A 15,496-nucleotide genomic window follows, 5' to 3' on the forward strand; every position below is an offset into this window, starting at 1 on the left:
AAATGTTTTGGAATTCCTTGTTGACTTTTCTCACACAAAGGATTAATAGTTGTTAAAAAAACTAAGATTCCTAGCCAAATTGCATTATTTTTGACCAGTGACCGTAGAGTCTTTGATCTAAGTATCCATGAAAAAATCAGTAAAAATCTTTTTAATCGTCATTACGGTTCCTGTGCTATTGCTCATGCTTGGCATTGGGGTGATCGCTTGGAAGCAAGAGGCACTTACACAGCAGGCAATTCAACAAATCAACCAATCCTTGAAAGGAGAGTTGGTGCTTTCAAAATCCCGAATTTCTCCTTTTGCCAATTTTCCCTATATCTCCATAGATCTTCAAGGATTGAAGTTTTATGATGAAAAAGACTTACAAGATACACCCATATACGAAGTTCAGGATTTGTATGTGGGTTTTTCTTTATGGGATATTTTGACAGGAAGCTATGAAGTCAAGAGTGTAAAAATTAAAGGAGGTTTTTTGCACTTGATAAAAAATGAGGCAGGGGAAATCAATTTACTAACAGCCAAAAATATGGTGGGAGATGGGGAGTCAGAAGGTGAGTCCTTGGATTTTGCCCTGCAATCCATCAAAATAGATTCCTTTGACCTGTCATTTTTTGATGAGCAAGCGGGCTTGCGATACACTGCGCATATCAAAGAAATTCAGACAATGGTGAGTTCGTTGGATGCGCTAATAGACTTAAGGATGGTCGGAGAACTGACCTTTGATTTGGATAAGCAAGATAAGCCAACCTTTTTTTCAAATAAAAATATTCGTCTAAACCTTGATCTTACCTATGATGGGGATCGGGGCTTTTTGGATCTGAGTCCATCTAGTGTGTGGTTAGAAGAATCACTTTTTGCGGCTTCCGGAAACATTCAGGATCTGTTGGATGCCCCGCAATTGGACCTAAAAATTGAAGGACAAAAGCCGGATTTCAATTTATTTGCAGCCTTTCTTCCGAATGAAGTAGCCGCTGCGTTGAACGAATATCAAAACCAAGGAGAGATTTTCTTCATTGGGACCATTAGAGGAAGTATTGCCGATGGAGCCTCTCCTGCAATTGCGATTGAGTTTGGTTGTGACAATGCATATTTTCTTCGTGCGGATAATCAACGGAGAGTTGAAGATTTGAGATTTGTAGGCTTTTACACTAATGGATCCGAGCGTTCACTGAAAACATCGGAGTTTCGCTTACAAAATTTCAATGCCAAACCTGATAAAGGGTTTTTTCAAGCAGATTTATTGATCAGGGATTTTCTTGATCCTTACATCAAAGTCAAACTCAATGCTGACCTAGATTTGGATTTTGTGGGAGAGTTTTTTGAATTAGAAGGTTTTGAAGGCTTGAGCGGGCAGGTATTGTTGACGATGGATTTTGATGAGTTGGTGGACTTGGAGAGTTCTGCGGTAGACTTTGTCCAAATGCAAAAAAGCTTACAGTCTGAGCTTCGCTTAAAGGACCTTCGATTTGCGATCAAAGGGTACCCTTACCCCGTGGAGCAGGTGGAAGCGCACGCTATTATGGCCGATGGAAGGCTTCAGTTGAACCACTTGAACTTTACTATCAAGGATTCAGATTTCTCATTGAAAGGAAGAGTATCTGATTTTCCGGCCTTATTGCATCAGCAGGATAAAGCAATCCAAGTTTCCTTAGAGACACAATCAAAGGCCATTTTATTAGGCCAACTATCAGGAAAAGAAGAAAGCGAAAATATTAGAGATTTAAAGCTTCACCTATCCTTCCTAGCCAATGCTAAAGACTTGCTGAACTTTGAATTTCTGCCTACAGGAGTCTTTAAGGTAGAGGATTTTTATGCCAAGTTGGATAATTTTCCACATACCTTTCATGATTTTGACGCCGAGGTACATATAGATAAAGATGTATTGCAGATCAAAAAGTTTAAGGGAGAAATAGATCAGTCAAATTTCCAATTGACGGGAAAAGTCGAGAACTTCTCTAAATGGATGAAGGACTCCTTGGATGGACAGTCTATCATTCAAGTAAATCTTGCGTCCACTAAACTCCGATTAAATGACTTGTTAACTTACAATGGGGTGAACTATTTGCCCGAAAGTTGGAGGGAAGAAACCTTGAGAAATTTACAGGCATCGGGAAATATCCAATTGGACTTTCAGAAACATGCGTTTCAATCGGCTGATTTTTTCTTAGAGAATCTGACCGCTTTGTCTACCCTTCATCCTTTGAAACTGGAGGGATTTAAAGGGCGAGCACACCTCCAAGACGATTACCTGCTATTGGAGGATTTTGGGGGAAAAATGGGCGTTTCTTCTTTTGCTGTAAACATGGGTTATAACTTAGGAGAATCTCCCAATCCTAAAAAAGACTACCTACACTTGAGAGCACCCGCCTTGGACCTAGATGCCTTGATGGGCTTTCAAGGCTTTGAGGAAGACACCAATCATCAGGAAGCATTCAATGTCTTTCAGCTGCCTTTCCGGAATATGGAGTTCAAAGCGGACATACAGCGGCTCAACTACCATACGTTTTGGTTGAGCGATGTTAAGGCTTCCTTGAGGAGCCAAACAGACCATTTTGTTTATTTGGATACACTCCATTTGAAAGTGGCAAATGGGTCCTTGGGTGTCAAAGGCTATTTCAATGGGTCCAATCCAGAGGAAATCTATTTCCACAGTGAAATGCAAGCGGATAAACTGGATATGGACAAGCTGTTATTTAAGTTTGAAAACTTCGGACAAGATTACCTGATCAATGAAAATTTACATGGACTGGTAAGCGGAACCATCAAAAGTAAATTTCTGGTGTATCCCGATCTTACGCCCATTGTGGATAAATCAGAGGCAACGATGGATTTGACGGTTTACCAAGGCAGTTTGGTTAACTTCACTCCACTTGCTGCTTTATCATCCTATTTTGGAGACCGCAATTTGAATCGCGTCAGGTTTGACACCTTGACCAATACTTTTGAATTGAAGGGTGGGGTTTTACATATTCCTGCGATGAACATCAATTCCAGTTTGGGCTTTATTGAGCTTTCAGGCAGGCAAAGTTTGGACCTGAATATGGATTACTTCATCCGTGTTCCTTTGGCCATGGTAACCCAAGTGGGCTTTCGTGCACTTTTTGGAGGCAAAAATAAAAATGAGGTTGATCCAGAAAAGGAGGATGCTATTATATTTCGTGATGCAAGCAGACGAACACGTTTTGTCAACATCAATATGACAGGGACTCCAGAAGATTATAAGATCGCCCTTCGAAGGGATCAGAATCAGCGGTAAATAATTGTAGTACAAAAGCTCAAAAGCTAAAACCTCTTCTTGATTTCTTGCGTTTTTTGGCTTAAACAAAGCCAACCATGCGTAAGCGGATTTTAAAAGTCTTATTCTTTCTGCCACTTCTGTTGCTAACACTTTTTGTAACAGGGATTGCTTTGGTGTATTCCAAGCAAGATGTGCTTGTTCAGCGTGCGATTGCCCTGATGAATGAGCAATTTGATGGTAAATTAGTGCTTGAGGACTCTCACATCTCTGTTTTCACCAATTTCCCCTACATTTCAATTGATTTGCAAGGGCTTAAATTTTATGGGGATCGAGAAAAATCTACTTTACCCATCTATGAGTTTGAAGATCTCTATGTTGGTTTTAGCATTTCGGATATTCTAAGCGGTAATTACAAAGTAAAGGCAGTTAAAATTCTTTCTGGCCATATCCGACTCGTGGAGGATGCGGAAGGAGTACTTAATCTTTTGCAGGCCAAAAATTTACCAGCCTCCGAGTCTGAGTCCGGAGATGCTATTGATTTTGAGCTGAAGAAATTGTGGATTGAAAACTTACAAGTTTCTTACTACAAAATAGCGAAAGATGAATTGCTCTCGGTTGACCTCAGCGAATTAAAAACAGCTGTGAAGTCCAAAAAGGACATTTTAGACGTCTTTTTGGATGCATCTTTATACTTAGTTTTAAAAAAGGAGGGTAAGGAAGCCTTTTTTTCCGGCAAGAATTTAGCTTTGGATTTAGGCTTTACGTTTGATCAAGCTACCAAACGAATAGATTTTCGTCCTTCCAATCTCAAACTGCAAGAGTCTCTTTTAAGAGTAGATGGTTCAGCGGCGTTTTTGAAGGAGGGCTTTGATTTACAAGTGGAGTTGGAGGGTGAAAAACCTGACTTCAATCTTATAGCGGCATTTTTACCTCTGGAAACAGCTGATGCATTTAAGCGCTATCAAAATCAAGGAGATGTGTTTTTTAGAGGTTCCATCCGTGGATTGGTAGCCCAAGGAGAAAGTCCTGCGATTGCATTCGAGTTTGGTTGTGATAATGCGTTTTTTGAAAATAAGGAGTTGGAAAGAAGGGTAGAGGATCTGCGGTTTTTAGCATTCTTTACCAATGGTTCTGAGCGAAACCTCCGAACTTCCGAATTTAGATTACAAAATTTCAATGCAAAACCTGAAAGAGGGGTGTTTCAAGGGAACTTAACCGTACGTGATTTTGAAAATCCTTATGTAAAAGTGGATTTACTGGTAGACTTGGATTTGGCTTTTATTGGAGAGTTTTTTCAGATACCAGATTTGAAAGGGGTAAGCGGAGAGGTTTTGTTACGGATGGATTTTGATGAATTAGTGGATATGAATCTGTCAAATGCTAGCATCCGTCAGGCTAAGGAGAGTTTACAGTCAGAGTTGCGGATTCGTAATTTGAATCTTACCTATGCAGATTTTCCCTATCCTATCAGGGATTTGAATGCGTATGCCAAAATGGTGGACGGGACCTTGTTCTTGGATAATTTCTCTGCAAAGTTAGCAGATTCTGATTTTTCCATGAAAGCTCAGGTTTCTGATTTACCGGCAATTTTTCATCAATTGGATGTTCCTGTTAAGGTCAGCGTACAGGCAAATGCAGGGCTTATTGAGCTAGGTAAGTTTTTGTATGTAGAGGATGAAGAGAAAAGTGAGGAATTGCGTAAACTCACCTTGGACCTGGAACTTCAGGCGAATGCAATCAACCTTTTTAAATTTGATTACTTACCCCAAGGCAGGTTACATATGAAAACCTTGGATTTTGGTCTGAAGAATTACCCGCATGATTTCCGGAATTTTAGAGGAGTATTTGAAATAGACTCCCAAATGGTGGCGATCAGAAGCTTTCAGGGTAAAATAGACACCTCGGACATCTATCTGACAGGAAAGCTGGAGAATTATCCAAAATGGTTTGAGGAAGAAGAGAATGGTTTGAGTAATTTGAAGGTACGTTTTGCTTCGGATTACTTGAAGATTAAAGACTTGATGACCTATCAAGGCGTCAATTTTTTGCCAGATGCTTACAAGGAAGAATATTTTACAGACTTGCGTTTTGATGCGGATCTTCGCATGGAAAAGCGGGCTGGAAGGCAAAACTTTTACTTAGACGTAGCCAAACTCCAAGGGCAAACCAAGATTCATCCACTGAAATTTGAAGCTTTTGGCGGAAAAATGAGTTGGTCGGACCAATACATGAAGATAGACAACTTTGGGGGAACTATGGGAGAGTCAAGTTTCCGTATCACAATGGGGTACAATTTGGGGGATAGTGTCAACAGACCTTCCGCTGATAGACCTGATTTTTTTCAATTGAGAGGTCAAAAGCTTGACTTGGATGCTTTGATGGGCTTTGAAAGTATCGAAAAAGAGTCCAATCATGAGGAGGCTTTCAATATTTTCAAATTACCCTTTAGAGATTTCAAAGTGGGGGTAGAAGTTGATAGGCTTTTGTATCACGGGACATGGCTAGACAATATTAAAGCAAGGTTCCGTAGCAGTACAGACAGCATGCTGCATATAGAGCAGTTGGATTTTGCCTTGGCAGATGGGAAGTTTCGAATGAATGGCTACCTGAATGGAAGAAATCCGGATAAAATCTATTTTCATAGCAATATCCGAGTGGATCAGATTCAGGTCGATCAATTGCTTTTCAAAATGGACAATATGGGGAAGGATGTGGTATTAGCGGATAATCTGAGAGGTAAAGTTTCCGGTTCTATTGAAAGTAAGTTATTGGTGTATCCTGATTTGACTCCAATTCTAGATCAATCCGAAGCAAAGATCAATGTAAATATTTATAACGGTGAGTTGATTGATTTTGCCCCAATGCGTGCCATGGGCTCCTTCTTTGCAGATCGAAATATGAACCGGGTACGCTTTGATACCTTACAGAATAACTTTGAATTGAAGGGTGGAGTACTGACCATTCCGAGTATGCAAATCAATTCTAGCCTTGGTTTTATGGAATTATCTGGAACCCAAGCTTTGGATATGAAGATGGACTATTTGGTCCGTGTACCCTGGAGTTTGGTGACTCAAGTAGGGGCAAGGGCACTTTTTGGCGGGCGTAACCGAGATGAAGTAGATCCCGATCAAGAGGACGCAATTATAACACGAGACGCTAATCGCCGTGTTAGATTCCTGAATATACGCATGAGCGGCACACCAGATAATTTGGATGTTGGATTAGCGAGGAATAGAAATGAGAGACGAGATGCGAGAAGCGAGAGTTTAGAAATTAGAGACTAGAATGAAACTGGCGTAGACGATTGTCATTCTTAATAAAGTTGCATGAAAATGCGGATTGAATACACCGCACCCATTTGTTTTTAATGCCGAAAATCCCGACCTCGAAGAGGTCACATGTTTATAGTTAAATTATTTGCAGCTAAAGACATTCGACTCCGTTCGGAGTCGCACCTGTACCTAGACGTATTGTAACTATAAATAGTTGATCCCGCTGGGATCGGGGGTTTTGTTTAAGAATTGAAGAATTATAAAAAAAATGACAAAAAAATCAGGACTTGACAAGGTGATAAAATCTCCTTTCATTCCTAATTTTTCATTCCTAATTCTACATTCCCAACCACTGTTCACTTCCCACTGCTAACTGTTCATCCCTATTCCAATACCAGGGCTTAAAAGCCACGGCAATTGATTGGGTGTATTCCTTAGGAATTCGTTCAACTTCTGTTTCAAAATACAATTAAAATCGTGGGTTTAAACCCACAAACGAAGGTTACACCCCATTTCTCATTCTTCATTCCTAATTCTACATTCCCAACCACTGTTCACTCCTCACTACCAACTGTTCACTAAAAAAGCTGCCTAAACCTTTCAGTCTAGACAGCTTTCCAATCATTAGTAGTATTTTGAAATACTTATCTTTCGAAAACCATCACATGTGTACCAGCAAGAGAGTTGGTTCGCTCGGTGATGAATGAGTTTTCATCCACATCCATACTTAAGCGCATTAAGTTTTCGTTAATTGTTTGAATAGTTACGACCACACCATCGTTTCTAGTGAAGGCAGTCGCATTTTCATTGGTGAAAGTCCATCCACCGGAAGCTGGCCAAATGCCTCTACCATTGGTGGTGGTAAAGGTGTTTCTAGTAAAGGTAATTGTCAAACCGGCATAGGCACTAGTACGGTTTAACCCGTCTACGGTAACACCTGTCAAAGTCCAAGGTGAACTAGTCAATAAAGAAGACACTCGATCTTGGGGGGCAGGCTCCTGTGGCACAGGATCATCGTCTCCACATGCGACGAAGACAAACGGTAGAATCAAGACTAGCATCAAATGTTTGAGTCTGCTACCGAGGTTAGAAATATATTGAGAGTTGTTCATGATATTCATTTTAAAAGGTTATGAGAAGCCCCTCCTAGCCTGATGGCAGGAGGAGCTTGAAGGTTTATTATTTTTTCAATACTTTGACAGCGTAGCTTCTATTCCCTTCTTGAATTCTCACTACATACATGCCAGGTGCTAAGTTGGCAACATTTGCTCTGATTCCATCATTAGACTGCTCAAACACAATGTTGTTTACTCTACCTGTCATATCAACCATTTCAACAGAACTTACACTTTCACTTACTCCTCTAATCTGCAAGTAGGTTTCCACTGGATTAGGGAATACTGAAATCTCACGTGGTCTCTGTATTCTGTTACTATTGACAATCAAATTGATCGCTTCAGACGGTTCGCTTACGCAGTCATCAACTCGTACCGCTACAGTGTAAGAACCTTGGTTAGTAACTGTAAAGGTTTGTCCAGTTGCCCCTTCGATAGCGATTCCATTTCTGAACCACTGATTGCCTGCACTTGCACTTGAAGTTAAGACTGTATTTGCAGAGCCCTCTCCACTCAAGGTGATCGTTGGTCTCAATGGATTAATACAGAAAGTTCTAGTCACTGGAGCTGCAGGTCTGAACTCATTATTACCATCTTGAGTAGCCACGATGGTTGCTCTACCAGCAGCAAGTAGTGTTACCACATTGCCTTCTATGCTGATATTCTCTGACTCAGCAGTAAAGCTTACAGCTAGTCCAGAACTTGCAGTCGCTTCCAATTCAATTGGATTACCACCTGCCAATTGCGCAGGTATGTCAATGAATGTAATGGACTGGGCTCGAAGTTCGGTTACTATTTTTACCATGGACACGTTGTCAATAAACACTGGGTCATTACTTAAGCCCATTTCGAAACCAAGTTTCATAGCGTCATAAGTAGCTCCGACTTCAAAAGTGACTTCGAATGTCTGCATTTGAGTACCTAGGGAAACATCAGTAACTTCTATGGATCGGAATCCACCTCCATCTTCTCCAAAGTACATGCGTAGTTGTCTATCTTCTACGGTTGATCGTGCTTGGAAACGTACCCTGTAAGATTCACCGATTTCAAGTAAAGCAATTTGTGCAGGTGTGAAGATTTGGTTCAATTGAACATGCCATATTTCACCTCCAGCACCAGCGATATTTGTTATTGCTGCTTCACCGTTGGTTACGGCTACGTTTGCGCTTACTCCTGCAAAATCAGCAATGAATGGAGTCCATGAATTTAACCCATCAGCAAAGTCACCATTGATGACAAGACTTGTCGGTACTTCTGGCTCTGGCTCATCGCCTCCTTCTTTTACCATGGACACGTTGTCAATGAACACTGGGTCATTACTCAAGCCCATTTCGAATCCAAGTTTCATGGCATCATAAGTGGCTCCTACCTCAAAAGTAACTTCGAAGGTCTGCATTGCAGTGCCTAGGGAAATATCAGTAACTTCTATGGATCGGAATCCACCCCCATCTTCACCAAAGTACATGCGTAATTGTCTGCCCTCTACGGTTGATCTTGCCTGGAAGCTTACTTTATAAGTTTCACCTATTTCGAGTAAAGCAATTTGAGCAGGTGTGAAAATTTGATTGAGTTGAACATGCCATACTTCACCTCCAGCACCTGTGATTCCTGTAATTGCTGCTTCGCCATTTGTTACGGCTACGTTTGCACTCACTCCGGCAAAATCAGCAATAAATGGAGTCCATGAATTTAATCCATCAGCGAAGTTGCCATTGATGATCAGATTCGTTGTTGGCACTTCTGGTTCTGGTTCAACATCTCCTCCTTGACGGATGTTATCGATAAACCAAGTGAAATTAGCCGAACCATCTCCTGCAGTACCAAGATCAAATATCAATACTACTCGATCATATCTGAAAGCAGGATTTGCACCACTCATATCAATTGTTATGTCTTGCCAAGTGGATGCTGTAGGAATTGTTACATTTTGTTCAAACTCTTCAGCAGGATTAGCACTATTTTCAAATTTAAATAGCATGGTAGTATTTGCTCTAGGAGCCCAAACTTGTGCTATAAATTCTGAACCTTGCGCGAAGTTAATAGGCTCACTCAAATCAATGAATGCACCTGCAAATACAGCGCCTTCATTTTTCACCATTCTAGCTACTTTAGCACTTGGGTTTCCATTGGTGTCAGGATTATCAATGACAGTTAATTCTCCACCTTCAAAGCCTGTAATGAAAGAATCCCAGTCTATATCCTCTTCAAAAGTAAGTGGCAATACAGGGCCATCAGTTGGTGTTCCAGGATCTTCATCTTGTCCAATTCCAAAAGCTAAATCATCCCAGAAGTAAGTTCTAGCTTCCCCAACTTCTTGACCTGTTCGTCCAAAATCAAAGAAGATAGTTGCTTTATTGTAGCTATTTGCAAAGTTGATTGCTGCTGTACCAGTTGCCTGATTAGCAAAGTTAAATGTTATCGTCTGCCATCCAGATGCACGAGTTACCGTGGCTTCTGTCTCAACGCTAATGGTTGGGTCATTTGCTGCCTCAACTTTCAAGCGTACTTGAATGCCAGCAACAGGAGACCATACTCTAACATTCATAAATGTTGCACCAGCAGCGAAAGGAATTGGATTAGCAAATCCAGCAGTTCCACCAATAGTAGTGCCTGCAAAGAGTGCAGCAGTCTCACTTTTCGTAGTTTGTGCTACTCTATTGGCTGGATTAGTAGGGTCTACTACAATCTCAGATGTAGCTCCTTCAAAGTCAGTTAATTCGTAATCAATGTCCTCGTCTTCGAATGTAACAGGTAAGGTAAGCGTTCCAATTCCTGGTCCTTCTCCTTGTTCTTGACTAATATTGTCTACAAACCAAGTAAAGTTGGAAGTTCCATCTCCTACAGTTCCATTATCAAAAATCAAGACGATTTTTCTATACGTAAATGCGCGATTAGCTCCGCTCATATTGATGCTCAAATCAACCCACTGATTGCTCTCAGCTATGGTAACTTCTTGCTCAAAAAACTGACCTCCATCCGTAGCATTTTCTATTTTGAATAGCATGCGTGTGTTCGGACGTGGTGCCCATACTTGGATGTTAAAATCTGTTCCTCGAGAGAAATCTATATCTTCACCTAGTCTGATAACCGAACCTGCAAATACTTCACCCGTATTTTTCACCATCCTAGCCACCTTTGCACTTGGATTCCCATCCGTATCAGGGTTATCAATTACGCTCAATTCTCCTCCTGCGAAGTTGTCAAAGAAAGCATCCCAAGCAATATCTTCTTCAAATGTCAACGGTAAGGTAGGTCCACCGAATCCACCTGTGGCATCAATTTGGCGGATATTATCTACAAACCACGTGAAGTTTGCCGATCCATCTCCTACGGTGCCATTGTCAAAAATCAACACCACGTTTCTAAAGGTGAAAGCAGGATTCGCACCCGACATGTCAAAACTAACTTCTACCCATTCATTAGCTACCGGAATGGTAACCTCTTGCTCAAATTGCTGTGCAGGATTTAATGGATTTTCAAACTTTAACAACATTCTGCTGCCTACTCTTGGAGCCCATACTAAGGCTCTGAATTCAGTACCATTGTTTAGATTTATAGTCTGATCTAACCTGATAAATGATCCTGCAAATACTGCTCCTGCATTTTTAACCATTCGACCCACTTTTGCACTTTCGTTGCCATTGGTGTCAGGATTATCAATGACAGTAAGTTCCCCTCCATCAAAGTTGGTAATTACAGTTGACCAGTCAATATCGTTTTCAAATGTGATCGGTAGGAGTATAGACCCACTGTCTTCTCCAACTTCACCACCAAATTCCATATCATCCCAGAAATAGGTTCTAGCAGCTCCTACAGCTTCTCCGGAGGTCCCGAAGTCAAAGAATATAGATGCCATGTTATAACTTCTGGTAAAGTTAATTGCAGCAGTTCCAAAAGCTTCATTTGAAAAATCGAAAACCAATGTTTGCCATGTTTCGGCTTGAGTTACCCTCGCTTCTGTTTCTACACTGATAGTATTATCTCTGGAATCTTCCACTTTCAATCGAACAGGGATTCCTGCTATAGGTGACCAAACGCGAACGCTCATGGTAGTGGCGCCTGGTGCAAATGGAATAGGAGAGCTAAAGCCAGCCGTTCCACCAACAGTTGTTCCAGCAAAATCTGCTGCATCAGCACCTTTTATGGTTCGAGCAACCCTGTTTGTTGGATCGGTAGGATCAGTAACTACTTCTGATACAGCACCTCCAAAATCATCTAGAATGTAATTAATTTCTTCATCATCAAACGTCACAGGTAAATTGAATCCTCCTCCAGTCGCAGGGGGATCATCACTAGCCTCGGTTCTTACTAAAGAGACATTATCTATAAATACAGGATCATTGCTACGCCCCATTTCAAAACCAAACTTCATAGATCCAAAGGTAGTACCTACTACGAAAGTAGCTTCATAGGTTGTCATCTCGGTAGAGATAGAGAAATCCGTAACGTTTATGGACTGAAATCCACCGCCATCTTCACCAAAGTACAATCTCAATTGTCTTCCAGCTGTTGTTGACCTTGCTTGAAAGCTTGCTTTGTAGGTTTCACCTACTTGGAGCGCCCCTATCTGAGCAGGAGTTAACACTTGGTTTAATTGAACAAACCATACCTCTCCACCTGCACCTGCTATATTCGTTATAGCTGCTTCACCATTTGTTACTGCAATGGATGCAGATACTCCAGCAAAATCTGCAATAAAGGTTGTCCAGGAAGTTAATCCGTCTGAAAAGTCGCCATTAATTATAAGATTTGGCTGCTCTTCCAAGCTCTTTCTTTCCGGAGCTTTCGGTGGTATTTCTAACGACCAAGCATGTATGCTTAGTAAGGTCATTAAAAAAGTTGTGAGAAAAAGAGTAAAATTTTTCATAGGCACTATGAATGATTATTTTGGTATAAATTTTATCAGATCGCACTTTTGCGATTGTTAAAAGTACCTTAAATAATTCTGTGTGATTGTGTTGTGCCGTACTACAAATGTTCATCAAGCCAAAAAAAATACTACATCAATAATACATCAATAGTTACTTTCAACGTTAAAATCCTTTATACCAACTACAAAAATGAATTTCTCAAGACACATCAGGCTGTTTTCTCCAATTTCTTATCTGGTGAAAATTAGGATCTCATATTTGAAGTGTCAAGGCTAGTTACATTTCATTTTAAACTACATTTAAATAAAAGCCGTTGATGAAATCAAAGTCAGAAAGCTCCTTTGTCTACATCCTTAATAAATTTAATCAAGCCCTTAAAAAATACCTCTTGATCATCGTATTGGCTGAGATGACTGCCATCAGGGCAAAATAAATAGCGTCCTTGTTGTACTTCTCCTGCCATCCATTCCATATGGGTCGGATCCATGGTGTCATGACCTGCACCAATGACAAGTGTTGGCACGGAGATGGTTTTTAATTCCTCTCTTCTGTCCCAGCCTTTCAGACTGGCACCTGCTGTAATCCCAAATTCAGAATGCCCTTGCATATACACGTACACATTCGGATTAACGTGTTTGAGCGAACGCATCACGGCTTCAGGCCAATCAGCTAAAGGCATTCGCAATACATGATACTGATAATGGTACTCCAGAAGTAATTCTTCATAGCGAGGGTTTTCAAAATCTTCTTTTTCCTCGATTTCCATGATTTCAGCAAAAACTTCCGCTGGCATTTGAGGCCCTAATACTTCCTTGGCATACTTTTCATATTCATCCAAACTTGCCATCATATTCGAAATGACCAAGCCTTTAAGTTTATCCTGATGCTTGAGGGCATATTCCATGGCTAAGATTCCACCCCAAGATTGTCCAAAAAGGTAAAAGTTGTCAGCATCCATACCCAAGGCAATACGTACTTGCTCTACTTCATCCACAAAGCGCTCAATAGTCCATAAGGATTGATCTTCAGGTTGCTCAGAGTAATAGGAACCTAGCTGATCATAAAAGATGTACTCAATACCCTCGGAAGGGAAAAATCCATCGAAACAAGAATACAGTTCGTGTGTCATACCCGGTCCCCCATGAAGTAAAAGCACTTTCATCTTTGGGTTGTTTCCTACGCGTTTGGTCCATACTTTAAATTCTCCAGAAGGTGTCTGAATAGGGATCATCCGTATACCTCCCTCAAATTGATCCGACCGCTCTGAAAAATCAAGATAGGTATGGAGGGCATCAGAATTGTTGTCTTGGGTAGATGAAGTACACGCTATGAGACCTCCTAGTAGAAGTGTGAGAATGAAAAGTGAGTTACGCATAGGATTTGTTTGGTTGATGGTTGTCTAAATGTAGAAATATTTGGTAAGCTTACAAAATTTATGAATAAGTTGGATTTTTCCAGTTTACTGGAGATGTTAAAAATACAGATTTGTAATCCCTTCACCCATCATAACCTTCCAAAGCAAATTGAGTGATTTTTATCCTTCAAAGGATTTTTGCCGTATCTTTCAGTATCCTTTGGTATAAGTGAATGTAGAAAACTTAATGCTTACTACTGACATTCATTGACCAAATTGAACTTACAATAAACTATCAATGAAGCGATTTATTTTCGGCTTTGGCATGGCAGCAGTGCTGTTTGTCATGGTATGGCTGCTACTCGATAAAAAGGAAAGTAAAGAACAGATTCAGGAAAGCTCTGCGCTGATTCAACAGCAAATTGAACAGGTGGGTAAAATTATTGTAACTGAGGGGTATTTTTCTCAAGTATTTACCTTTAAAAATTCTCAAAACCTTTTCCTAAACATGCTCAAATCGGATAAAAAAGCTTTGGTAGTAGCTAATGCTAAAGTGACCGTGGAGTATGATTTGAGGAAATTGCAAACGGAACTGGACATGGAGAACCAAATCGTGATTCTCAAAAGTATTCCCGATCCAGTAGTCAATATCTATCCTGATATCGAATACTACGACGTCAGCCAGGATTATTTCAATAAATTCGGAGCTGCTGATTATAACAAAATCAAAAACACAGTCAATACCCGCATTCGAGAAAAGGTAAATCAATCCAATTTATTGGACAATAGCCATGAACGCTTGATGGCCGAATTGGTCAATATTTTTATCCTTACCAAATCTCTTGGTTGGACATTGCAATACAACGAAGTCATTATTGATTCAGAAGAGGAATTGAAAAATCTTAGAAGATAATCCTATCATGGAGCAAGTGAAGATAAAAAATATGGTTTGTCCACGCTGTGTGATGGCAGTTAAGAGTATCGCTCAGGATATGAATTTAGCAATTCAAGAGGTTAGATTGGGGAGTTTGGTCTTGAATAATAGCCTGACAGCAGAAGAAGCCAACGCTTTGGAAAAGCGCTTGCAAGCGATAGGTTTTGAAGTCCTCAAAAGTAAAGAATCAGTTATTATTGAACAGGTGAAGACCCTGTTAACCTCATTGGTCCAAGAAGGGGCTATAGTAGAAGGGTTCAATTTAATGGACGCTATTCAACAAGATCAGCAAGAGGATTATAGTAAGCTGAGTAATTTATTCAGTAGCATGGAAGGACAGACCATCGAACGCTATTTTATCCAACTCAAAATTAACAAAGTCAAAGAATGGCTATTTTATGGAGAATTTCAATTAAGCGAAATGGCATGGAAGTTAGGATATAGCTCGGTGCAGCATTTGTCTTCCCAATTTAAAAAAGTGACCGGAATGACCCCTACGGCTTTTAAAAAGATTTCTTCCTAAGAAAGAAGAAGATAACTCCCTATAAAACAGCAAAGCGTCGATTCACATCGACGCCTAAAAATCTGCAAGGTTTTCTAAAAATGTTCGTTTGCTGTACGTTCCTCAAAAGTACTATCGGAGGATTGCTTCAAAGCAACCAAATCATTAAGGATGTTTTAAGCTTACTAGGGTAAAGTTACTTTTTGA

The 15,496-nt window shown here is 40.4% G+C and carries 7 protein-coding genes; 4 read left to right on the forward strand and 3 right to left on the reverse strand.

The genetic code is table 11. The annotated features are described in order from the left end of the window. The first annotated feature begins 127 nt into the window (after window positions 1-127). Both ACXIUD_RS12745 and ACXIUD_RS12750 read left to right on the forward strand, forming a co-directional pair. On the forward strand, window positions 128-3,259 hold the full coding sequence (locus tag ACXIUD_RS12745; RefSeq protein ID WP_458053029.1) for an AsmA-like C-terminal region-containing protein: 3,132 nt from the start codon (window positions 128-130) through the stop codon (window positions 3,257-3,259). A gap of 77 nt (window positions 3,260-3,336) precedes the next feature. Next, window positions 3,337-6,525 carry an AsmA-like C-terminal region-containing protein gene (locus tag ACXIUD_RS12750; RefSeq protein WP_458053030.1) on the forward strand — a complete coding sequence of 1,063 codons (3,189 nt, stop codon included), beginning with the start codon at window positions 3,337-3,339 and terminating at the stop codon, window positions 6,523-6,525. Window positions 6,526-7,157: 632 nt separating this feature from the next. On the opposite strand, the gene ACXIUD_RS12755 is transcribed toward ACXIUD_RS12750, so the two are convergent. The 3 genes from ACXIUD_RS12755 to ACXIUD_RS12765 all read right to left on the reverse strand — a co-directional run bounded on the left by ACXIUD_RS12755 (window position 7,158) and on the right by ACXIUD_RS12765 (window position 13,874). Beyond that, window positions 7,158-7,625, reverse strand: coding sequence for a hypothetical protein (locus ACXIUD_RS12755; protein ID WP_458053031.1), 468 nt, complete (start codon window positions 7,623-7,625; stop codon window positions 7,158-7,160). A 67-nt stretch (window positions 7,626-7,692) separates the two neighbouring features. Then, window positions 7,693-12,495 carry a carbohydrate binding domain-containing protein gene (locus ACXIUD_RS12760; RefSeq protein WP_458053032.1) on the reverse strand — a complete coding sequence of 1,601 codons (4,803 nt, stop codon included), beginning with the start codon at window positions 12,493-12,495 and terminating at the stop codon, window positions 7,693-7,695. A 332-nt stretch (window positions 12,496-12,827) separates the two neighbouring features. Then, window positions 12,828-13,874, reverse strand: coding sequence for a proline iminopeptidase-family hydrolase (locus ACXIUD_RS12765; protein ID WP_458053033.1), 1,047 nt, complete (start codon window positions 13,872-13,874; stop codon window positions 12,828-12,830). A gap of 277 nt (window positions 13,875-14,151) precedes the next feature. On the opposite strand from ACXIUD_RS12765, the gene ACXIUD_RS12770 reads away from it, so the two are divergent. Beyond that, complete coding sequence (locus ACXIUD_RS12770; protein ID WP_458053034.1) at window positions 14,152-14,766, forward strand: DUF4230 domain-containing protein; 615 nt, start codon at window positions 14,152-14,154, stop codon at window positions 14,764-14,766. Between the two features lie 7 nt (window positions 14,767-14,773). Further along, window positions 14,774-15,310, forward strand: a complete 537-nt coding sequence (locus tag ACXIUD_RS12775) for a helix-turn-helix domain-containing protein (RefSeq protein ID WP_458053035.1) — start codon at window positions 14,774-14,776, stop codon at window positions 15,308-15,310. The last annotated feature ends 186 nt before the right edge of the window (window positions 15,311-15,496 follow it).

Source organism: Mongoliitalea sp., assembly GCF_054166905.1.